The sequence below is a fragment of the Acinetobacter sp. YH12052 genome (genome assembly GCF_013419835.1).
GTDB lineage: Bacteria > Pseudomonadota > Gammaproteobacteria > Pseudomonadales > Moraxellaceae > Acinetobacter > Acinetobacter amyesii.
This window is the reverse complement of record NZ_VOZI01000027.1, coordinates 1-21,336: the sequence shown is the minus strand read 5'-3', so window position 1 is coordinate 21,336 and position 21,336 is coordinate 1. Positions and strand designations below refer to the sequence as shown.

General features: G+C 40.1%; 25 protein-coding genes and 1 pseudogene. 7 read left to right on the top strand and 19 right to left on the bottom strand.

The genetic code is table 11. The features are described 5' to 3' along the window. The first annotated feature begins 77 nt into the window (after positions 1-77). Positions 78-206 carry a KGW motif small protein gene (locus FTU06_RS16935; protein WP_257225708.1) on the top strand — a complete coding sequence of 43 codons (129 nt, stop codon included), beginning with the start codon at positions 78-80 and terminating at the stop codon, positions 204-206. A 574-nt stretch (positions 207-780) separates the two neighbouring features. Here the strand turns inward: FTU06_RS16935 and FTU06_RS15470 are convergent. Beyond that, the gene (locus tag FTU06_RS15470; RefSeq protein ID WP_180147481.1) at positions 781-2,523 is read right to left on the bottom strand and encodes an FAD-dependent monooxygenase; all 1,743 of its coding nucleotides are present in this window, start codon (positions 2,521-2,523) and stop codon (positions 781-783) included. A 156-nt stretch (positions 2,524-2,679) separates the two neighbouring features. On the opposite strand from FTU06_RS15470, the gene FTU06_RS15465 reads away from it, so the two are divergent. Both FTU06_RS15465 and FTU06_RS15460 read left to right on the top strand, forming a co-directional pair. Next, on the top strand, positions 2,680-3,561 hold the full coding sequence (locus tag FTU06_RS15465; protein ID WP_180147478.1) for a LysR family transcriptional regulator: 882 nt from the start codon (positions 2,680-2,682) through the stop codon (positions 3,559-3,561). A 15-nt stretch (positions 3,562-3,576) separates the two neighbouring features. Then, positions 3,577-3,903, top strand: coding sequence for a YqfO family protein (locus FTU06_RS15460; RefSeq protein WP_180147475.1), 327 nt, complete (start codon positions 3,577-3,579; stop codon positions 3,901-3,903). A 165-nt stretch (positions 3,904-4,068) separates the two neighbouring features. Here FTU06_RS15460 and FTU06_RS15455 read toward each other — a convergent pair whose 3' ends face one another. Next, positions 4,069-4,842 (bottom strand): nitroreductase family protein, encoded by a 774-nt coding sequence (locus FTU06_RS15455; protein WP_180147472.1) that lies wholly within the window; start codon positions 4,840-4,842, stop codon positions 4,069-4,071. Positions 4,843-4,937: 95 nt separating this feature from the next. Then, positions 4,938-5,738, bottom strand: coding sequence for an enoyl-CoA hydratase-related protein (locus FTU06_RS15450; protein ID WP_180147467.1), 801 nt, complete (start codon positions 5,736-5,738; stop codon positions 4,938-4,940). Positions 5,739-5,844: 106 nt separating this feature from the next. Here FTU06_RS15450 and FTU06_RS15445 point away from each other — a divergent pair, with 106 nt between their 5' ends. Both FTU06_RS15445 and FTU06_RS15440 read left to right on the top strand, forming a co-directional pair. After that, positions 5,845-6,414 carry a nicotinate-nicotinamide nucleotide adenylyltransferase gene (locus FTU06_RS15445; RefSeq protein WP_180147464.1) on the top strand — a complete coding sequence of 190 codons (570 nt, stop codon included), beginning with the start codon at positions 5,845-5,847 and terminating at the stop codon, positions 6,412-6,414. A gap of 86 nt (positions 6,415-6,500) precedes the next feature. Further along, positions 6,501-7,067 (top strand): YceI family protein, encoded by a 567-nt coding sequence (locus FTU06_RS15440; protein ID WP_180147461.1) that lies wholly within the window; start codon positions 6,501-6,503, stop codon positions 7,065-7,067. A gap of 17 nt (positions 7,068-7,084) precedes the next feature. Here FTU06_RS15440 and FTU06_RS15435 read toward each other — a convergent pair whose 3' ends face one another. Next, entirely contained in the window at positions 7,085-7,972 is an 888-nt protein-coding gene (locus FTU06_RS15435; RefSeq protein ID WP_180009956.1) for a LysR family transcriptional regulator ArgP, read from the bottom strand. Positions 7,973-8,110: 138 nt separating this feature from the next. Here FTU06_RS15435 and FTU06_RS15430 point away from each other — a divergent pair, with 138 nt between their 5' ends. Beyond that, positions 8,111-8,716 (top strand): LysE/ArgO family amino acid transporter, encoded by a 606-nt coding sequence (locus FTU06_RS15430; RefSeq protein ID WP_180147458.1) that lies wholly within the window; start codon positions 8,111-8,113, stop codon positions 8,714-8,716. Here FTU06_RS15430 and FTU06_RS15425 read toward each other — a convergent pair. From FTU06_RS15425 to dapD, 7 genes are all read right to left on the bottom strand, one after another. After that, on the bottom strand, positions 8,713-9,198 hold the full coding sequence (locus FTU06_RS15425) for an IS630 family transposase (protein WP_104441633.1): 486 nt from the start codon (positions 9,196-9,198) through the stop codon (positions 8,713-8,715). The genes FTU06_RS15430 and FTU06_RS15425 overlap by 4 nt on opposite strands. A gap of 47 nt (positions 9,199-9,245) precedes the next feature. After that, a complete protein-coding gene (locus FTU06_RS15420) occupies positions 9,246-9,551 on the bottom strand; it encodes an IS630 transposase-related protein (protein WP_087547287.1) in 306 nt (101 codons plus the stop codon). Between the two features lie 98 nt (positions 9,552-9,649). Further along, positions 9,650-10,108: a peroxiredoxin gene (locus FTU06_RS15415; protein WP_111883962.1), complete on the bottom strand. Its 459-nt coding sequence runs from the start codon at positions 10,106-10,108 to the stop codon at positions 9,650-9,652. A gap of 134 nt (positions 10,109-10,242) precedes the next feature. Beyond that, a complete protein-coding gene (locus tag FTU06_RS15410) occupies positions 10,243-10,650 on the bottom strand; it encodes a hypothetical protein (protein ID WP_078192024.1) in 408 nt (135 codons plus the stop codon). Positions 10,651-10,663: 13 nt separating this feature from the next. Further along, positions 10,664-11,335: a 7-cyano-7-deazaguanine synthase QueC gene (gene queC / locus FTU06_RS15405; RefSeq protein ID WP_180147455.1), complete on the bottom strand. Its 672-nt coding sequence runs from the start codon at positions 11,333-11,335 to the stop codon at positions 10,664-10,666. 29 nt (positions 11,336-11,364) lie between these two features. Next, positions 11,365-12,075: a 7-carboxy-7-deazaguanine synthase QueE gene (gene queE, locus FTU06_RS15400; protein WP_180147452.1), complete on the bottom strand. Its 711-nt coding sequence runs from the start codon at positions 12,073-12,075 to the stop codon at positions 11,365-11,367. A 113-nt stretch (positions 12,076-12,188) separates the two neighbouring features. Beyond that, positions 12,189-13,010, bottom strand: a complete 822-nt coding sequence (gene dapD / locus FTU06_RS15395; RefSeq protein ID WP_111883963.1) for a 2,3,4,5-tetrahydropyridine-2,6-dicarboxylate N-succinyltransferase — start codon at positions 13,008-13,010, stop codon at positions 12,189-12,191. 374 nt (positions 13,011-13,384) lie between these two features. Between dapD and carO the strand changes: the two genes are divergently transcribed. After that, positions 13,385-14,089: an ornithine uptake porin CarO gene (carO, locus tag FTU06_RS15390; protein WP_180026882.1), complete on the top strand. Its 705-nt coding sequence runs from the start codon at positions 13,385-13,387 to the stop codon at positions 14,087-14,089. A 57-nt stretch (positions 14,090-14,146) separates the two neighbouring features. Here the strand turns inward: carO and FTU06_RS15385 are convergent, their stop codons facing one another. The 8 genes and pseudogenes from FTU06_RS15385 to FTU06_RS15350 form a co-directional block, all read right to left on the bottom strand. Continuing rightward, positions 14,147-15,361 (bottom strand): OmpP1/FadL family transporter, encoded by a 1,215-nt coding sequence (locus FTU06_RS15385; protein WP_257234445.1) that lies wholly within the window; start codon positions 15,359-15,361, stop codon positions 14,147-14,149. Between the two features lie 153 nt (positions 15,362-15,514). After that, positions 15,515-16,438, bottom strand: a complete 924-nt coding sequence (locus FTU06_RS15380) for a CysB family HTH-type transcriptional regulator (protein WP_180009951.1) — start codon at positions 16,436-16,438, stop codon at positions 15,515-15,517. Positions 16,439-16,493: 55 nt separating this feature from the next. Next, positions 16,494-17,555, bottom strand: a complete 1,062-nt coding sequence (locus FTU06_RS15375; protein WP_180147449.1) for a sulfate/molybdate ABC transporter ATP-binding protein — start codon at positions 17,553-17,555, stop codon at positions 16,494-16,496. An 11-nt stretch (positions 17,556-17,566) separates the two neighbouring features. Continuing rightward, on the bottom strand, positions 17,567-18,454 hold the full coding sequence (gene cysW, locus FTU06_RS15370; protein WP_078192018.1) for a sulfate ABC transporter permease subunit CysW: 888 nt from the start codon (positions 18,452-18,454) through the stop codon (positions 17,567-17,569). After that, a complete protein-coding gene (gene cysT / locus FTU06_RS15365; protein WP_180102948.1) occupies positions 18,451-19,284 on the bottom strand; it encodes a sulfate ABC transporter permease subunit CysT in 834 nt (277 codons plus the stop codon). The genes cysW and cysT overlap by 4 nt, the downstream gene beginning before the upstream one ends. Before the next feature lie 85 nt (positions 19,285-19,369). Beyond that, positions 19,370-19,975, bottom strand: coding sequence for an alpha/beta hydrolase (locus FTU06_RS15360; protein WP_180089287.1), 606 nt, complete (start codon positions 19,973-19,975; stop codon positions 19,370-19,372). 33 nt (positions 19,976-20,008) lie between these two features. Beyond that, positions 20,009-21,022 carry a sulfate ABC transporter substrate-binding protein gene (locus FTU06_RS15355; protein ID WP_180147446.1) on the bottom strand — a complete coding sequence of 338 codons (1,014 nt, stop codon included), beginning with the start codon at positions 21,020-21,022 and terminating at the stop codon, positions 20,009-20,011. A 207-nt stretch (positions 21,023-21,229) separates the two neighbouring features. Continuing rightward, positions 21,230-21,336 (bottom strand): annotated as a pseudogene (locus FTU06_RS15350) (IS5/IS1182 family transposase); the annotation flags it as partial.

Genomic DNA, 21,336 nt, shown 5'->3' with positions numbered 1-21,336 from the left:
AGATAAAAGACAGCAAGATAAAAGAAAGATGGATAACTAAACGTGTTCAGTATCAACACTCATGATGAGGTGATGACATGATTAAAATAGTAGAATATTCAGCAGTGGATAAGTCTGCGCTGCGTAAAAAGGGCTGGAAGCTTTTTGGTGCAGTGGTGTGTTTGCAGTTGGTGTTTTTAGTTTTGGGTTATGCTTTACAGATGTAATATTTGAACAATTGAAACCGCTGTAAGGCGGTTTTTTATGTAAACTAATACATAATTAAAAAACTGCAAAAATTAATAATGAGCTTTAAACAATTTGTATTATTAAAAGATATAAAAATATTTTTACTTTTAGGCTTTATGTTTCCGTCAACATTGTTAAGTGGGTGCTTTCCTATTTTAAAAACGAAGCATCCGAAAATTAATATAACTGTTATCAATGAGCAAAATGAAAAGTTGGACGATGCAGAAGTATTTTTAAATCTTACAACATGGTAAGGCAAGTCTTTTACTGAATCTACATTAAAAAAAACACAGGAAGGAATTGCTACATTTTCTGCAGAGAAAAGTTTGCAATTTATTCATATATTTCCAGCAAAATATAGTTGGTCGATTTGCGTTTATAAAAATGGATATAGTCAAAATAGTTTTGTGCCAAAAAGTTCAAATCAGCGAACACAAAATTTAGTCTTGTTGTTAGATAAAGCTGAAATAGGTGTAGAAAAAAACAACATTGTAGGAAAGAAAAATCCTAAAATATTGAATTAATAAAACCACCCGATGGTGGTTTTTTTGATTAAACAGCCAATTGAATCTGCTTCAGCACCGCCTTCAACGTATTTTCAAAATCAAAAGCAGCATTGGTACTGTCTTGGTATCGCCAAGCCACATAACCATCTGGACGAACTAAGACAGCGCCTGATTCATGAATTTCAGATTTAGCATTCCACGTACCGTACACATCACGGTATTCACGGGAACCAATTTGAATCACATCTAAATAAGGTAGATTCAACGATTCAGCAGCATATTTCCAACCTTTGCCTGAAAGACCTGTCAGTAGGGTGAAACGACCATGCCCTGTAATATCTAAGGTTGATTGCTTGTTGCCTTTGGCATCAATTAACCAAGTATGCGGTACTTTTGCCCCCGGACGTGTGGTCGCTTGTAAGTACAGTTGTTGATCTTTTTCAAATACTTCAGGTTCAGATTCAACCATCACTGCATTGGACGTATAACGCTGATTTAGTTCTACACCTTGGGCATTAAACTCAAAGTTTTTAATTTCTAAGGCTTGATATAGCTTTTGACGAATTTCTGCAGCTTGTTCATCTTCTGCAAAAATACGTTGCATCATTTGAGCTTGAGTTGTGATGCCTTGGTCAAAGCCAAATACCTCTTTGAGATGCTTATAGTCAAAGCGAGATTGATTGGCACGCGCCACGATTTGCTTGCCGACAGGCGCACGCTCAGTGGTATAAGATTCAAGTAGAGCAGGAGCAGCCCAACCTTTGATGGCATACGCCAATTTCCAACCGAGGTTAAAGGCATCTTGCATACAGGTATTTGAACCTAAACCACTTGATGGTGGATGACGATGCACCGCATCACCACCGCAGAATACACGACCTTTTGAATATTCAGTTGCCCATGTTTGGTTCACATACCAATAAGACAGTTTTTGAATTTCGACATTTTCAACTTCAGCACCGACGAAGGCATTTAAACGCGCACGGACTTGCTCTTCGGTGACTTGTGGTTCGCCTTTAGAAATATCAAAGCCCCAACCCATAATCCATTCATTCCAAGGTGTAATGGCACGGAGTAAACCCATGCCCAAATCACCAAAGCTCGCTTCAGGGTTAACAATCCATTGCAAAATAGCAGGGCGGTTTTTCACATATTGAGAGAGATCTGCTTTGAAGGTTACATAGACTGTACCTGCACGAGCCATGATCCCTTCAAGCGGTAAATCAAGTTGCTCAAGCACTTTAGAACGCGCACCATCCATACCAATTAAATATTTGGCACGTAAGCTAAATTCAGTCTGAGTAATACGATTAAGGAATGTTGCTGTTACGCCATGTTCATCTTGTACATGCGATAAATATTCAGTATTAAAATTATAAATCGCACCACGTTCAGCCGCATTTTTTACTAACAAAGCTTCCATTTTCGGCTGAATGAGATCAACCAATGGACAAGGACTGCCTTTAATATAATCGCCATGACGTTCGTCACCGGTTCCCCAAGCACTCATACGGGCAATTTCTTCACCGACAAGGCTCGTGGTAATGAGGCTTTCACCCATCTGTTCCCAAGGCGTTGCAATTTTTTTGACCTGTTCTTCGATACCTAAGTCACGTAACACTTCCATCGCACGTTGGTTGGTAATATGGGCACGAGGACTATTGGCTAACCAATTAAATTGGGTAAAAAGCTGAACCTGTATGCCGTAATTTGCCAAGGCCAAACCTAAAGTAGAACCCGCAGGCCCTGTGCCAATAATCAGAACATCGGTATCGAATTGCTGTGTCATACAAAACTCCATGTGTATGTGAAGCGCAAACTTGGAATAGTCCGCAGTCTAGGCAAATGATTTTCCGAGTAGAATGGATATTCATATAAACTATAGATCTATTGGTATTTTGACTGCATGACACAGGTGATGTAGTGAGTGTGTGGAGTGAAGTGAATGGAATTACGACATTTACGTTATTTTGTGACGGTGGCGAAAGAACAGAGTTTCACTAAGGCAGCGGAAAAACTATTTACAGCACAACCATCACTCAGTCAGCAAATTAAAGATTTAGAACAAGAAGTTGGGGTGCAATTATTTGAACGTTCTGCTCGCAAAGTTTTACTGACCGATGAAGGGCAGGCTTTTCTCAAATATGCAGAGCAAGCACTTGAAAATGCCAAACAAGCTGTAGCAGCAGCTCGCCATGTGGCGCAAGCCAAAAATAATCAAATACATATTGGCTTTTTAAATGTCGCAGAATTGAAAATTATGCCGAGTATTTTGGCGCAATTAAAACAACATATCCCTGATTTGAAAATTCATTTACATAGCTTGACGTGTACAGAGCAAATCCAAAAACTTAAAAATACCGAATTGGATATTAGCTTTACTCGTTATAACTTAAGTCATGGCGACTTCACCAATATTCAGGTTTTAAGTGAGCAAATTTATTTGGTTGGTGCGGCACATCTGCATCCATCAGATCGCATCTTAAAACTTCAAGAATTAAAAAATCATACCATCATCATGTGTGAGCAAAATGCTTCCCCTGTGTTTTACGATACCTTAAATGCCTTGATTCCTTTTGATCAGCAACAACATGATCACATGCTGTGGGTGACCAATGTCATGCAGCATTTAAATTTGATTAATATGGGTATGGGGCTGAGTTTTGTGCCCGAGTATTTACTGAAGTTTTTAAATGATTCGGTCAAAGTCATTCAAACAGATGTGGATTTACCGAAACTAGGTTTATATGCAACCTATCCGCATGCATCGAATAATGTGGCATTAAAAATGATTTGCAGTGCTTTAAATGATCTGACTGCACAATAGCGTCTGGAATAGCCAATGTTAAAACTGATTTATTATGTACCTGAGTCTCACCTAGAGTCGACTAAACTAGCTGTTTTTGAAGCTGGAGCAGGCGGTATAGGAAACTATGAACACTGTGCTTGGCAAGTGTTAGGGACGGGGCAATTTAAACCTATCAAAGGAGCAAATCCTTTTATTGGTGAGTTGAATCAGCTTGAATCTATCCCTGAATGGCGAGTGGAAACCATCGTGCCTGAAGAGAAGGCGGGTGAGGTCGCAAGGGCTTTAAAAGCAAGTCATCCTTATGAAGAGCCGGCATTTGAGTTTATTCAAATAGTGGATGTAAGTTTTAAATCACAATGAAAGTTCCCTCTCCTTTTAAAGGAGAGGGTTAGGGAGAGGATTTATCAGATTATGCCCCCTCATCCTCTTGCGGAGCATGCTCCTCATCCCGAAGGGAGAAGGGACTTACCTATTATTTAAAGTTATGCAGCTAATTGTGGTTGTGACTATTCTTTTGAAAGCAAATTATATCTTCTGAATAAACAGCTCACGGTCAAAACGATACTGCGGGAAGAACACACCATCTTTTGCACGTTCACCTGCACCAATCACCATCACTGGGTATTGCTGAGCATTTAATCCTAAAATCTTCTTCACCAAAGGTTCATCAAAACCTTCCATCATACAACTGTCAAAACCATAGGCACGTAGAGCCAAAACTAAGTTTTCACAAGCCAATGCTGTAGTTTTGCTCGCCCAAAGTTTCGCATCTGCTTCATTAAAAGCTGTTACAGGCAATTGTTTATCCAGTGTACGTGCAACTTTGAAAGCAACTTTCTTAAAGTTACCTAGGGCGTTGAAGTAACCAGTTTTATAGTTATAAGGAATAAACTTGTAATACTTCTGTACCGCTGCAGGTGCTTTAGGAAATGGAAATTCCGAAATATTCCGTTTTGCCATTTCATCTACACGGTCGGTACGCGCGACACAGACAATCAATTCAGCAGCAGTTTTTGCAGCTAGTTGCCCTAAGCAAGCTTTCACCAATTGTTTTTTCTTTGCAGGGTTCTGAACGACATAGAATGTCCACGGTTGTAAATTCGATGAATTCGGTGCAAGCAAGGCGAGGTCTAAGCATTCATCTAAAACGTCGTTTGGAATGGCCTTGTCGGTAAACTTACGTACAGAACGACGGCTTTGTACAACTTTTTTAAAATTCTCGATATCGATGCCTTCAGGCGCAGGCTCGTAGTAGCGTTTCTTTTCAGGTTTAGTTTCAGTTTGTGATACTGCAGTCATGTGGAAACATCCAGTTTTTTAATTTAGAAAATAGATTGGGGCTGAGATGAAAAAAACCACCCAAATATGAGTGGTTTTTTAGTTCCATTAAAACATTAATTGAACTGAGAGAAGTCAGGTTTGCGTTTTTGCATAAAGGCGGCAACAGCTTCCATCATTTCTGGGGAGCCAACACGATCCATGAAAATCTCAGCTTCATGGTCAATCCATGCCACGATTTCATCCACATTATGTTTCATCAATGCTTTTGATTGAACCAAAGATGCTAGCGGAAGTGCAGATAACTGTGCTGCTTTTTTCGCAGCTGTCGCATAAGCATCGTCTTCAATGCTATTGACCAAATTCGCTGAAAGCGCTGTCGCACTGTCAAACTTCTGTGCGGTTAAGAGTAATTCAGCTGCTTTATGGTAGCCTGCTTGTTGAACCAAAAGCTTGCTCGATGCACCTTCAGGTGATAAACCAAGGCTCACAAACGGAATTTGAAATAGGGCAGTATTGTCGCTGTAGACAAGATCGCAATGAAGCAGAATCGTAACACCAATCCCAATGGCAACACCGCGAACTGCAGCAATCAGCGGCTTAGAAAATTGAGCAGCAGATTTTAATAAAATGAACGGCGCGCCTTCAGAAGCTGGAGCTTGTCCTTTTTGAGCAGCAGATTTCATAAAATCTTGCATGTCATTGCCCGCACTGAAGTCTGCATCTTGACCACGGAGTACAACTACACGCACTGAAGTATCTTGATCAGCTTCATCTAATGCTTTTGCAATCCACAGATATAATTCTGTATACAGCGCGTTCTTCGCCTGAGGCCGGTTAATGGCTAAGGTCAGTACGCCATTGTCCAAATTCGCATTCAAATGTTCATGGGGTTGTTGAATACAGCTCAGTGTCATCGTACTATCCTTGCGTAAAAGTTTCGTTTTGATTTTATGCTCGACATTATGTCGCATATTTCAGCCTGTGGCACAACTGCTCAGTTCATAAAAAGTTTGATTTGATATGAAATATACATTTGATTATTTGGTTTTCATTGGGCGTTTTCAGCCGTTCCATTTAGCACATCTGCAAACCATTAAAATTGCCTTGCAACAAAGTCAATATGTGCTTTTAGCACTGGGTTCGGCGCAAAATGAACGTAATATCAAAAATCCATTTTTAGCGACAGAACGTGAGCGAATGATCTTGTCGAATTTTTCAGAGCAAGATCAGAAGCGAATCAAGTTTGTGCATGTGATTGATGTATATAACGATGAAAAATGGCAAAAGCTAGTCAAATCTTTGGTAAATGATGTAGTTGAAACGAATGCAAAAGTCGGTTTGATCGGGCATTTTAAAGATGATTCTTCTTATTATTTAAAATTCTTCCCCGAGTGGGAAATGGTTGAGCTGGATAGTCTAGAAGGAGCCATTTCAGCGACACCAGTACGTGAAGCGTATTTTCGTGGTGAAATTGAACGAGATGCCTTTCCTCAAGGTACCATTGATTTTTTGCAAAAATTTCAACAGACAGACATTTATAAACAACTTCAACACAAATTTATGACTCAGGATAAAACAAATCTGCTATAAAAAAACGCTAAAGTTCTAGCACCACAATGGAGTAAAAAAATAAACATTGTAGTGCTTTTAGGCTGTGTTTTATTCAGGAGAAAAACATGAGTTTGCGTCAGGAAACGTTTGCAAAATATATGGGAGCCTTCGCTTTATGTTGCGTATTTCCCCTACATGCTGCTGAATGGACGCTAACGCCTAATAGTCAGGTCACATTTGGCATTAAATCTGTGGGGCTGTCGATTGTTGAAGGGCGCTTTAATAAGGTTCAGTCGAACCTTAAGTTTGATCCTGAAATTCCACATAAAGGTTCAGCTCATTTGGTGTTAGATGTAGATAGCATCAGTTTTAGTAACCCAAGCTTAAAGGGATTAATCTTGGGAAGTGAATATTTTGATGCCGCTGAATTTAAGCAAGTGAAGTTTGTCAGTAAACAAATCGAACCCGTGGCTTATGCGAAATATATGATTCGAGGGGATCTCACCATTCGTGGCATCACTAAGCCTGTGATCTTCGATACTACACTTACCCCAAGTCCGCAAAATCCAAAAGTGTTGGATGTTCAATCTTTAGCAACCATTAAGCGTAGTGATTTTGGTATGCGTAAAGCACTGGGTGGTGTTGGTGAGCAAGTATTGATACAGCTCAAAGGCCAATGGCGGCTTGAATAACCGCAGTCTTACAGGGTTTAACACATATGATCTTTGGCATGTTGCAGCACAACAGCAGTCAATTTTTGTAATTGAACAGATTGTTGGTTCCAGTGATGCCAATACAAGGCTAAATCAATACTGAGTTCTGTTGAAAGCTCTATCAATTTTCCCGCTGCCAATAAGTCTTTGCTTTGATAGTCGGGTAACCATCCATAGCCCAAGCCCATCGTAATGGCATCAAAAAATGCCGTTGAAGAGGGAATGAAATGATGTGGATATTGTGAAGGATTGAGTCCGAAATTTTTCTGAATCGATTGCGTATGTAGGTCATCTTTCTCATTAAAAATCAGTGCAGGCGCAGCCCTTAACGCATTTCGCGTCACGCCTTGACCGAACCATCTTTGTATAAAATCAGGGGTTGCTACAAAGCGATAATGCATTTCACCCAGATATTCTGCGACGCAGCCTTTCATGGCTTCTGATTCTGTTGTGACACAGGCATTGACCAGTCCTGCTTCTAATAAATGATGTGTTTGTGACTGATCATCGACCTGAAAATGAATCACGATTTTTTCTTCAATTAAGAGATCTTTGAGTAGCGGAAGCAGCCATGTCGCAAGTGAGTCAGCATTGGTTGCAATATTGACTTGATAGAAAGCATTCGCCGTTTGTCCTGTTAGATTTTGCAGAAAATTATGTTCTAGTAATTTGCTGTGTTGTAAATAATGCAATAAAGATTGGCCTGCGAGTGTTGGGCGGCAGGGCCGTTCACGCACAATGAGCACATGACCTAATTTCTTTTCTAAGGTTTGTAGCCTGAGCGTGACCGCAGATGCCGTAATATTTAAACGCAGTGCCGCTTGTTCAAAGCTTCCTGTTTCTGCAACCGCAAGAAATGCTTCACTATGTTTGCTTTGTAACATGAGTCACCTACGAGTATTAGAAATTACATAAACTAAGAAAAACTTAGTTATATTGATATTTATTTATAAATACTTATTTTTAGCAATAAGCTTAGATAATAGCAAGATTCATTTAAAGCTTTGAAAGTGTAGTTAAAAATGTTGCACAGTTATATGCAAGGGCTCGCAATTGGATTTAGCCTAATTATCGCGATTGGTGCGCAAAATGCGTTTATTCTCAAGCAAGGGTTAAAAAAGCAGTATGTCTTTTGGCTCTGCGCTATTTGTGCTGCTTCTGATTCGATACTCATCTTATTGGGAGTGCTCGGATTCTCCCAATTGGTTGAAAGTCATCCGGAAATTGTCAATGCAGCGAAATATTTGGGCGCAACGTTTTTAGCAGTTTATGGGGTACAGCATTTTCTGCAAGCCTTTAAAACTTCGAGCAGTTTAGCGCCCAGTGAGAAGAATGAAACCAAACTATTGAAGTTGGTACTGATTTGCTTGGCTTTAACGTGGTTAAATCCACATGTGTATCTCGATACGGTTGTGCTGATTGGTTCTATTTCCACGAAGTTTGAATCGACCGCAGTATATTTTGCGATTGGGGCAATTACAGCTTCATGGGTATTTTTCTTTGTTCTCGGATATGGTGCGCGCTGTTTATTACCACTCTTCCAAAGTGCAAAGGCATGGAAAGTTTTAGACTTTATTATTGGCGTTGTGATGTGGGGAATTGCAGCCTCATTATTGCTCTATAGCTAAATACCAAATAAATCATTACAGTAATCTTTAAATAATTTATCAATATCTTTAACTCTAAACTTAGTTCGAATCGCCTTGACTCGTGACCACATATTTTCTATTGGATTTAAATCTGGACTATATTTAGGAAGCCACACAATGTAATGGCCTGCACAACGTATCAACTCCTGAAGTCTTTTCCCTTTGTGAAAGGTCGCATTGTCCATAATCAAAACACTGCTTTCTTTCAACTTAGGTAATAAATCCTGTTCAATCCAACATTCAAATACTTCTGTATTCACAGAACAATTAAACACACCAACTGTCAACAATCTATTTTCAATGATTGCACCGATCGCATTACTCCAATTCTTCAACTGCCAGTTAAATTCACCTTCAGCACGTGTTCCTTGAAGGCTATAACTATGAGTTCTGGTACTTTCACTTTGAAAACCACTTTCATCTATGTAAATCAGAGGCAATTTCCCTTCTAAACACTCTATGAGATTTTGAAATTGCTGACGTTGATTTTGATCTGCTTTAGGATGCTTTAACGTCTTTTTTTACGCGATATTCCTGCGGCATGTAACGCATTAAATACCGCATGAGTGCTTACTCCTAAACGTTCAGCTCGCTCATACTGATAATCATCAGGATATTGTTCAACATCCTTCAATATTTGCTCTCTGCTAATTTTAGCTGGACGGCCAGGAATAGGTTTGTTTGTAGTGGACTTTTTCCAGTTCTGAATCGTCTGTATACAGATGTTAAAATGCTGTGCTGCTTTTCGCACAGACATTTCGTCTCGAATCATAATTTCTATGACTTTATCTTTAAAATCTTTTGAATATCCCATATCTCTATTGTTCTATAGTTTTTAGGATTTGGCTATAGTTAGAAGCTTCTTATTAAGTTTGAGCCCATTCCTATAGGAGCGGGCTCAAATCATTAATTTTATGCAGCTTGTAATGCTTTTAAATCTTCTAAGACTTGTTCTGCATGGCCTGCAGCTTTGACTTTACGATATTCTTTTACCAGCTTGCCATGATGGAAAATAAAGGTTGAACGTTCGATGCCCATAACCTTTTTGCCATACATATTTTTTTCTTTAATCACGTCAAAATGCTGACATAGCACTTCTTCTTTATCACTGATTAAATCAATGCTTAGATTTTGCTTTTCAGTGAAGTTTTGATGGGCTTTAACCGAGTCACGAGAAATGCCGTAGATTGGTGTATTAAGCGCATCAAACTGATCTTTTAAGCATGAAAACCCAATGGCTTGCGTCGTACATCCCGGTGTTGAATCTTTAGGGTAGAAGTAAACAATCAGCCAGTCATTGTTAAGTTCCGCAAGGTTAACTTCACCTGAGGTAGTTGGAAAGGTTTGATTTGGTAAGCTAATTTCAGTCATGAAGATTTCCTTTTTCGTGTCTTATCCCTAAAGGGGCTTAAACAAAGTATGTGAAATATGACCATCATACAGAATTTACTTTGAACTTAAAGCAATAAAAAAGCCTGCATTTGCAGGCTTTTTTAAGACGAAAATTATTTTTTCGCTTGAGCAGATTTCATTGCTTCTTCAGTTAAATTTTTTAATTTACCTGTTAACTGAGGACCAAAACATGCTTGAAGGTCTTTATTTTGTTTTTGAACAAAAGCGAGTGTTGCAGGGCTTTTCTTCTGGTTGATTGTGCTTTGGATTTCCCATTTTTGAGCATTGGTTAAACGACCATCTGCTTCAACAGCACAAGTACAGTATTTGCTAACTTCAGCGGCAGTTAGTTTTTTACCTTTGCCAGTTTCTTCTTTACAAACATTAATTAACGAAGATTTTACGTTAGTGCTCTTATATGCTTGTTGAAGCTTGTCGTTGTCAGCGTGTGCAACTGAAGCAAACAACGCAGCTGCAGAGAAAGCAGCAGAAAGAATAATGTTTGATTTTAAATTTTTCATAAACCCTACCTTGTTATTTCGGTATGTAACGTGTCGGATCTTCAACACCTGCGTCAACGAAACCTTGTTTACGAAGACGGCAGCTATCGCATTTACCGCAAGCACGACCTTGGTCATCTGCTTGATAGCAAGACACCGTTTGACTGTAGTCTACGCCATGTTCTATACCTAAGCGAATGATATTTGCTTTGGATAAATGTAACAGAGGTGTTTCAAATTTAAGTGGTTTTCCTTCAACGCCAACCTTCGTTGCAAGGCGAGCCATGTTGGCAAATGCTTCGATAAACTCTGGACGGCAGTCTGGATAGCCAGAGTAATCAACTGCATTGATACCAATCACAATCGCTTCTGCACCAAAAACTTCCGCCGCAGCTAAAGCATATGACAAGAAAATCGTGTTACGCGCTGGTACATAAGTTACAGGAATACCAGCTTGTTCATGATCAGGAACTTCAATACTATGGTCCGTTAACGCAGAGCCACCTAAGTTACCTAAGTCGATATTAATGACACGATGTTCTACACCAGCCTGCTTAGTTAACTCACGAGCAGCATCCAGTTCTGTTGTAGAACGTTGACCATACATAAAACTTAAGGCGATACATTCATAATGTGCTTGAGCCCAAGCTAAACAAGTGGTTGAGTCTAAGCCGCCAGACAATAAAACTATGGCACGAGGGCGCATATGCATTACTCCAAATAATTCTTTAAAACTTAACGACCAGTTTCATCGTTCCAAAGCAATTTATGTAATTGCAATTGGAAGCGAACAGGGAGATGGTCTTCTAAAATCCATTGTGCTAAATCACGTGCAAGCTGAGGCAAACGAACAGCACTTTTTTCAACGGCAAAGGCCGGAGAGAACCAAATGGTGCTAACTTTTTCGTTTAGCTTATAGCGCTCAACTTGCTGTTTTGACCATTCATAGTCTTCACGATTACAAATCACAAATTTGATCTGATCATGCGCTGTTAAATGGTCGAAGTTGCTAAGCAAGTTTCGTGCAACTTCACCCGATGTCGGGGTTTTTAAATCCATAACTTTTGAAACACGCGGGTCAACTTTAGACACATCTAAAGCACCACTGGTTTCTAAAGAGACTTCGCAGCCTAAATCGGCCAGACGGGTCATGAGGGGAAGGGCGTTCGGTTGAGCAAGTGGCTCACCACCCGTCACGCAAATATAAGGAGTTTTAAAATCTAAAGTGGTTTGAATAATTTCTTCTAATGATTGGCGTTCACCGCCTTCAAACGAATAGGTTGTATCACAATAAGTGCAACGTAACGGACAGCCCGTCAAGCGGATAAAGACCGTAGGCAAACCTGCGGTATTGGCTTCGCCTTGCAATGAATAAAAAATCTCCGTAATACGTAAACCCGCAGACGGATCAGAAACAGGAATAGCGGAAGATCGAAGGGTACTCATAACAAAATTAACCAGATATAAAAAAACAAAAAATCTCTACGATCATTGCTAACCGTAGAGACGAGGAGCGATAGAGGCTCCACGGAACACGAATGCTCCGCTGAAATAAAGACTTAGTCTTCGCGTAATAAGTCGTTCAAGCTTGTTTTCGCACGAGTTTTCGCGTCAACTTTTTTCACGATTACTGCAGCGTAGAGGCTGTATTTACCGCATTTAGACGGCAAGCTACCAGAAACCACAACAGAACCAGCAGGAACACGGCCGTAATGGATTTCGCCAGTTTCACGGTCATAAATCTTAGTCGATTGACCAATGAATACGCCCATTGAAATCACAGAACCTTCTTCTACGATCACACCTTCAACGATTTCAGAACGCGCGCCGATAAAGCAGTTGTCTTCAATGATTGTTGGGTTTGCTTGAAGTGGTTCAAGAACGCCACCAATACCAACGCCACCTGATAAGTGAACGTTTTTACCAATTTGAGCACATGAACCAACAGTTGCCCATGTATCAACCATCGTACCTTCGTCAACATATGCACCAATATTGACATATGAAGGCATCAATACAACATTTTTTGCTTGGAAAGAACCTTTACGTGCTACAGCAGGTGGTACTACACGTACACCAGCAGCTTTAAATTGTTCTTCAGTCCAGTCAGAGAACTTAGTGTCAACTTTGTCATAGAAGCGTAAGTCACAAGCTTCCATTGGTTTGTTGTCGTTCAATTTGAATGAAAGCAAAACGGCTTTTTTCACCCATTGATGAACAATCCATTCACCATCAATTTTTTCAGCAACACGTAATGTACCGTTATCTAGGCCAGCGATCACTTCTTCTACTGCTGCACGTACTTCAGCAGGACAGTCAGCTGCAGTGAAATTAGCACGGTCTTCAAACGCTTGTTCAATGATTGTTGAAAGCTGAGACATGTTCTTCCATCCAGAAAAAAATTTTCCAAGATTTTACACTAAATCGAGTCAAAAATAGATGGTAAATCGGCCTAGGATCGGAATTAATTATTAAGCAAGCGCTAAAACCAAGAAACTAAGGGTGATGGATGTAGCACTTTCATAAAATTTGTATAAAAAATACGCAAAATATACAGAATTGTTCTCAAGCATCATTATTATGTTTAAAAAAATCAAACAAAAACTCTTTATTAATCAATATTAAAATCTAAATGTATCAAAAATTAACAAAAAATCAGTAAATTTGCATAAAAGTTAAGCGGAGTTTCCTTTTAACATGTGCCATATAACAAGTCTGTAAAATCTGAATAACAGTTTATTTTGAGGAGAAACACATGAAATCATTACGTTTATTAACAGTAGCTGCTCTACTTACTGCTGCAGGTACTGCAATGGCAGATACCTCTGTAGTTCATGATGGCTATGCATTTGATCAAAACCAACTTATCCCAACTGGCGCTCGTCTAGAAGTGGGTACGACTGGTTATGGTGGTGCGTTACTTTGGACTGCGAACCCATACGTTGGCCTTGCATTAGGTTATAACGGTGGTGATATTTCATGGTCTGATGACTTATCTGTCGATGGCGTAAAATACGACATGGATATGGATAACAAAGTTGGTTACTTAAATGCAGAAGTTCGTCCTTGGGGTGCAAGTGCTAATCCATGGGCTCAAGGTCTTTATGTTGCTGCGGGTGTAGGTTATATCGACACTGAATATACGTTAGATAAGCGTCGTAAAGGTGATACACCAATTAAAATTGATGGTGAAGAGACAAACTTTACACGAGTAAACGGTACAGTGTCTTATGATAATGACATCGCTCCATACCTAGGTTTAGGTTTTGCGCCAAAATTGAATAAAAACTGGGGCGTATTCGGTGAAGTAGGTGCTTATTACACTGGTAATCCATCGGCTAAATTGACAGGTGTAGGTGATGACCCTGCAATTCTTGCTGACCATGAACGTAACGTTGAGCAAGATGACAAATACGAATGGCTTCCAGTAGGTAAAGTAGGTGTGAGCTACCATTGGTAAGTTATTACTGAAATAAAAAAACGAGCTTCGGCTCGTTTTTTTGTTTTTAGAATGCGTTTAAAATCTGTGACCAAATTTCAAACCATAGATCATGGCATCATTGTCTGAGACACTTGCAAGACCTGAAATATGAGATTTTTCAGTATTCGATGGTTTTGAGAGTTTCATATAATACAGGCCAGTCGCTAGAAAATTGTTCGGGTTAAATTTATGCATCATACCTAAACCTAAACCTCGATAGCCATCACTTGGGTTTAAGGTAGACGCCGCATTTCCTGTCCCATTGTTCCAAATAAACTCTGCAGCAGCGAGCCAACTCGGATTCAATTGATGTGCAATCCCTAACTTTCCTGACCATTGATCTTTCTGATATTCCACCAATTGGATATCAGCTAAATCACGGTATTGTGGATCGAGTGCTGCGTATTGAAGGACGGCATTAAACTGCGGTGGCTGAATGTTGAAATCTTTCCAATTAATCCACCGAACTGTGCCATATACAACATTGTGTGGGCTAATGGCTGTTTGAAAATCAAAATTGACGCTTTGTGGCGTTTGAATTGAGGTATGAGTGTCAAGTACTAATTGAAAAGGACCATTTGAATATAAAGTTGATTCAGAGGTCTTATTTTCATGTTTGATTTTTGAACGATAGGTTAGGCTAGTTTTAATAGCATATTCAGGGATTTGATAACTGAATCCGAGCAGCCAACCAATCGCTTCATCTTGTTTAAAATCGGCATGGTAGCCATTGAGAGCAGCATATTGTTGCCCAGAAATTTTTAAATCACCTTTAAATGTTTGTAGGCTCAAACCGCTATAAATATTCCAATTTTTATTCGGCTGATAGCCTACCAGTCCAGTTAGGTTATGCGTTCTAAAGTTAATATCGGCACTTTCAATATCGATATTTGAGCCATCTGGTAGGCGAGGGCTATATTGATAACTGATGTCGGTATGAAAAGGTTGTTCATAAATCATCCCCGCAGAAATATTTTCATGCGGTTGAATTTTGAGTGCAAATTTCCCAGAAAATTGTTGATGAGCGAGATTCCCTGTAGAAAAATCAGTGATGCCCAACTCACTGATTAAACCTTGGTTTTGAACTTTGCCGTCCACTTGAGCATCGACATAAGCGAAACTGACTTCAGTATAATTTCCGGGTTCAAGAAAGGCCGAGATCGATTGATCTGAGTTTTCTATCCCTGCTGCATACATGATTTGTATGGGACAGACGATACCGACTGCCACTGCGACGAATTGATTTTTCATAAATATGGGTCGGAAGTAATAAGGTTTTAATTTTTATTGTGTTGGATGTATTTTAATCAAAATTAAAAATAAAGCCAAGAAAACTTAGATAAAATATGTGTTTACCAAAAAAAGAGGACAGTAGGTGTCCTCTTTAATTCGTCAATTGGCCTATCATTCTTCTGGGTAAGCGACTTTTTTCAACGCTTTGATGTCAGCATCTGGTGAACATAAAGAAATAAACTCATAGCCATAACCGCGTAGTAAATGTCCTTTGCGAACAGCAATCCAAGTGGTATTGACCCCGAAAATATCGGTAGGAATCTGTTTTAGGCGGTAGTCACGTTCTGGGTCATATGCTACATCGTTGACAATACCCACCCCCATATTGAGTTCAACATAGGTTTTAATAACGTCTGCATCAAGTGCAGACATTACGATATCAACATCAAAGCCTGAATCTTCAAAGGCTTTATCAATTTTTGAACGACCCGTAAAACCACCGTGGTAAGTAATAATTGGATAGTTCGACAAATCTTCAATGGTGATATTTGATTTTTGGGTCAGTGGGTGCTCTTGTGGTGTGATGATACTGTGTTGCCAGTTATAGTAAGGCACACTTGCAAGGTTATCTTCGGTGGTTAACGATTCGGTTGCGATCCCAATATCCGCTTCACCTTGAAGGAGCATTTCTGTAATTTCAACAGGGCTTGCTTGTTGCAAAATTAGATGAACTTTTGGAAATTCTTTTTTAAATTGGTTCACAATCGGCGGCAAGACATAACGTGCTTGCGTATGTGTGGTCGCAATCGTCAATGTCCCTTCATCTACTTTGTTAAAGTCATCTGCCAGACGTTTAATATTGTCAGCATCCACGAGCATGCGTTCAACGATACCCAATAATGACTGGCCTGGTTCGGTTAAACCGAGTAGACGTTTACCTTTACGAATAAACAGCTGTACACCAAGTTCATCTTCTAGATCTTTGATGTGTTTACTCACGCCAGACTGCGAGGTGTAAAGTGCAGCAGATGCTTCTGTTAAATTAAAATTCTGACGTACGGTTTCTCGAATAATTCTTAATTGTTGGAAATTCATAATTTTATTTTACCTTAAAAGCAAGTGGGGCTTATGACGGCCCCAACTTTTTGTTTTATGCAACTTGGTTTTCAAATAAATGCAAGTTCGTTGCACTTAACCATACCGTTTGATTTGGGCGGAATTGATGCGCTTTCGCTTCATCTGCCGTTAATGAAATTTCAATCAGATTGCCTTGACGGTCATGCAATTCAGCAATCACTTTACCTGCAATCCAAAGCTCACGTATAAAAGTCGCTTGAATGGCATTTTCTTGCGGCTGTGCATGAATACGCAGTTCATCCGGACGTGCGAAGGCAATGACATTTCCTTGCGGCACATTGGCGTTTTGTGGCAACAAAATTCGGTCTTCACCAATTTGAATGAGGCCATTGCTATTTTGACCTTCAAAACGGTTGGCTTGACCTAAAAAGTCAAATACAAACGGTGTTGCAGGTTTTTCATAAACTTCACGCGGCGAGCCTATCTGTTCTACGTTGCCTTTATTCATCACAATGATTTGATCGGCCACTTCAAGCGCTTCTTCTTGGTCATGGGTCACGAAAATAGAGGTGATGTGGAGTTCGTCATGCAAGGTACGTAACCAGCGGCGTAATTCTTTACGAACTTTGGCATCCAATGCACCAAAAGGCTCATCCAGTAATAACACACGCGGTTCAACCGCTAATGCACGTGCTAGGGCAATACGTTGGCGTTGACCACCTGAAAGTTGTGCAGGGTAACGGTCAGCCAAGAAACCAAGCTGAACAAGATCAAGCAAACGAGTAACCCGTTTTTTGATCTCGGCTTCAGATGTGCGTGTTGCACGTGGGCGTACGCGTAAACCAAAAGCAATGTTGTCAAATACGGTCATATGACGGAACAGTGCATAATGTTGGAATACAAAACCAACTTCACGTTCACGGACATGAACTTTAGTGGCATCTTCACCTTCTAGAATGACTTGACCGCCATCGGCAGATTCAAGTCCTGCAATGATACGGAGCAGGGTGGTTTTACCACAGCCTGATGGGCCAAGCAGCGCAACGAGCTGACCATCAGGAAAATCTAAAGAGATATTTTTAAGTGCATGGAATGCACCAAAGTGTTTTTCAATATTTTTTACTTGAATACTCATGAGGTCATTCCTTAAGAAACTTGTGAATCTTCTTTACGCTTGTCTTGTCGTTCCTGACGTAGTTCAACCCATGTTTTTAAAATCAGGGTCACAATCGCCAAGAGCGCTAATAGTGAAGACACAGCAAAAGCAGCACTAAAGGTATATTCGTTATAAAGGATTTCTACATGTAGCGGTAAGGTGTTGGTTTCGCCGCGAATGTGACCTGAAACCACTGATACTGCACCAAACTCACCCATTGCACGTGCATTACATAGAATCACGCCGTAGATTAAGCCCCATTTGATATTTGGAAGTGTCACTTTCCAGAAAGTCTGCCAGCCTGAAGCACCCAATACGATAGCTGCTTCTTCTTCCTCTGTCCCTTGAGCTTCCATTAATGGAATCAACTCACGTGCCACAAAAGGAACGGTAATAAACACAGTAGCAAGGACAATGGCTGGAACGGCATATAAAATTTTGATGTCGTTATCCATCAGCCAGCCGCCTAACCAACCTTGAGTACCAAAAATCAATACCAACATTAAACCAGCAATAACTGGAGAGACTGAAAATGGCATATCAATAATCGTGGTTAAAATAGATTTACCACGGAAATTAAACTTGGCAACAGACCATGCCGCAGCTACACCAAAGACGACGTTCAACGGTACGGCAATCACAGCTGTCAGTAGCGTAAGTTTTACTGCTGATAATGTATCTGGATGTACCAGTGCTTGGAAGTAAACGCCAACACCTTGTTTAAAGGCTTCAACGAAAACCAAAACCAATGGCAGAATCAGGCAGCTTAAGAAGAAAATTAAAGCAATGATGATCAGGGTATAACGAACCCATGTCGGTTCACGCGTTGCATCACGCGACTGTAATTTTTCCGCAAGCGCATTACTGTTCGTATTCATCGTGCAGTTCTCCCTGTACGGCGACTTGCCCATGCTTGAACCAAGTTAATTAAGAATAAAATGGCAAAAGAAATCACCAGCATCACGACTGCAATCGTGGTCGCGCCTGCATAATCATATTCTTCAAGGCGAGAGATGATCATCAATGGGGCAATTTCAGTTTTGAAGGGTTGGTTACCTGCGATAAAAATCACCGATCCATATTCACCCACACCGCGTGCAAAGGCCAAAGCAAAACCTGTTAACAGCGCAGGAAATAGAATAGGTAAGATCACTTTGGTCACGATCTGAAAGCGATTTGCGCCCAGTGCCGAAGCTGCTTCTTCAAGTTCAGTTTCTAGATCACTCAGTACAGGCTGTACAGTACGAACCACAAAAGGAATACCAATAAAGATGAGGGCTAAGGTAATACCGATCGGGGTATATGCGACTTTAATGCCAATAGGTTCAAGGTACTGACCGATCCAACCAGTCGGTGCATATAACGAAGTTAATGCAATACCAGCAACGGCAGTTGGCAATGCAAAAGGTAAATCAACCAATGCATCGACAATACGTTTACCCGGGAAGGTATAACGAACCAAACACCATGCTAAGAGCAAACCAAAAACCACATTGACTAATGCAGCAATAATGGCGGTACTAAAACTCAGTTGTAACGATTTTAAAATACGTTCTGAGCTTAAAATCTCCCATAGTCCGTCCCAACCGATACCTAAAGATTTAATAAATACGGCTGAAAGGGGAATGAGCACAATTAAGGATAAATACGCTAGGGTAAAGCCTAGAGAAAGACCAAATCCTGGCAGCACTCGGGATCGCTGCGACATGATGACTCCTCAAAATGAGAAAAGCTGACTTAAAAGGTCAGCAAAATTGAATAAATGATTTTGCGACAAGCTTAATGCTCAGTACTTAAAAAGCAAATTGAAATAAATACTTGTTTTCATCAGTAAAGTTGATATGTTTCATGTGGTTTTCTGAAATTAAGTAATTGAAAATTTCAGGAAACGGTCCAAAACCTGATGCAACATTAATGTGTCCTACAGCGCCCATATTCACAGGGTAGAGCTTCCAAGCACCTGCAAGTTGTTTTGCATCTTCAAAGCCAAGCCAAGGATCATTTTCACTAATCAACATCGTTGTCGGCACACGAATAGTTAGCTGATGAAAAAATGCTTTGTAATCCGTTGTACTGTCGCGTGCAAAGCCGTTTTCTCCAAAGCGTGCTGGATTGGCTGGCGCAACCAAAACTAAATTTTTGATTTTTTTATTCAGTTCAGGATGCAAGGCCAATGCTGCCACCGTGGTTAAACAACCAAAGCTATGCGCCACAATTTGAATTTCACCCTGTATAGGTCGTACGGTTTGAACGAATTGTTTAATCCAGTCTTTTAGTACAGGATGATTCCAATCTTTTTGCTGAACACGAGAGCTAGACATGAGCTGACGTTGTAACCAAGATTGCCAATGTGCGTGTTCACTACCGCCTACACCCGGGACAATTACTGTATGTGTCATGTCAAGTTCTCCTGATTCAGTCAATGACTGGTCTTATTTTCCGTTGTTGGCTTTAACGATTTGGTCAAACACGCCGCCATTTTCAAAGTGTGCTTTTTGGACTTTATCCCAACCACCAAATTCTTTATCAATGGTCACGAGTTTAAGTGGCTTAAAGACTGATGTGTATTGTGCAAGCGTTGTAGCGTTGCGTGGACGGTAAAAATTCTGAGCTGCGATTTGCTGACCACGTGGTGAATAAAGGAAGTTTAAATAACCTTTGGCTAAATAAAGATTGCCTTTTTTCTCCGCATTTTTTTCAAGAACAGCAACAGGTGGCTCAGCTAAAATTGAAAGTGAAGGGGTCACAATTTCAAACTTACCCGGTTGTTCACGAATCGCTAAATGTGCTTCATTTTCCCAAGCTAGTAATACATCACCAATGCCACGTTCAGCAAAGGTCGTAGTCGAACCACGTGCGCCTGAATCGAGTACTTTGGTGTTTTTATAAATCTTACGGACAAATTCTTGAGCCGTTGTATCATTACCACCCGTTTGATGTTTTGCCCAAGCCCATGCAGCTAGATAGTTCCAACGCGCACCGCCTGAAGTTTTCGGGTTTGGGGTAATAATACCTACGCCTGGTTTAACCAGATCGCCCCAATCTTTAATCGCTTTTGGGTTGCCTTTACGTACTAAGAACACAATCGTTGAGGTATATGGCGTTGAGTTTTGTGGAAGTTTCTTTTGCCAATCTGCAGATAAAAGTTTGGCTTTTTCTGCAATCACATCAATATCCGCTGCGAGAGCTAAAGTCACTACATCAGCATCTAAGCCATCAATGACTGCACGCGCTTGTTTGCCTGAACCACCATGAGATTGTTTAAAATTAATTTTTTGACCTGTACGGCTTTCCCAATATTTGCTGAAGTCTTTATTCACACTTTCATAGAGTTCACGCGTTGGGTCGTAAGATACGTTTAAAAAATCTTTCGCAGCTGCGCCAAAAGAAACCGTCGAGATGACGGCAGCAATAACACCCAATTTTAACTTTGCGGAAATACTCATGTGAACCTCAATAATTTTTACTTTATCTGTAACATGGGTGAAGAATAGCGCCAATCTTTATGCATAAAAAATAATTAAAAATGAATTTTATATGAATAAAAAAGATAAAAGGCATGTCTATGAAAAAAAAGCATCGACCTTATGCGAAAGGAAGATGCTTTTCAGTATTTAAAGCATTATTTTGAATTATTAGATTTCTTTCATAAGTCATTTTTCACTCAGCTCCAAGTTATAAATTCCAGCAATTAGATTGAATCTTAATGCTAGTCTTTTGCCTCGATTGCGATATCGCTCAGCAAGAATTTTGAAGGTTT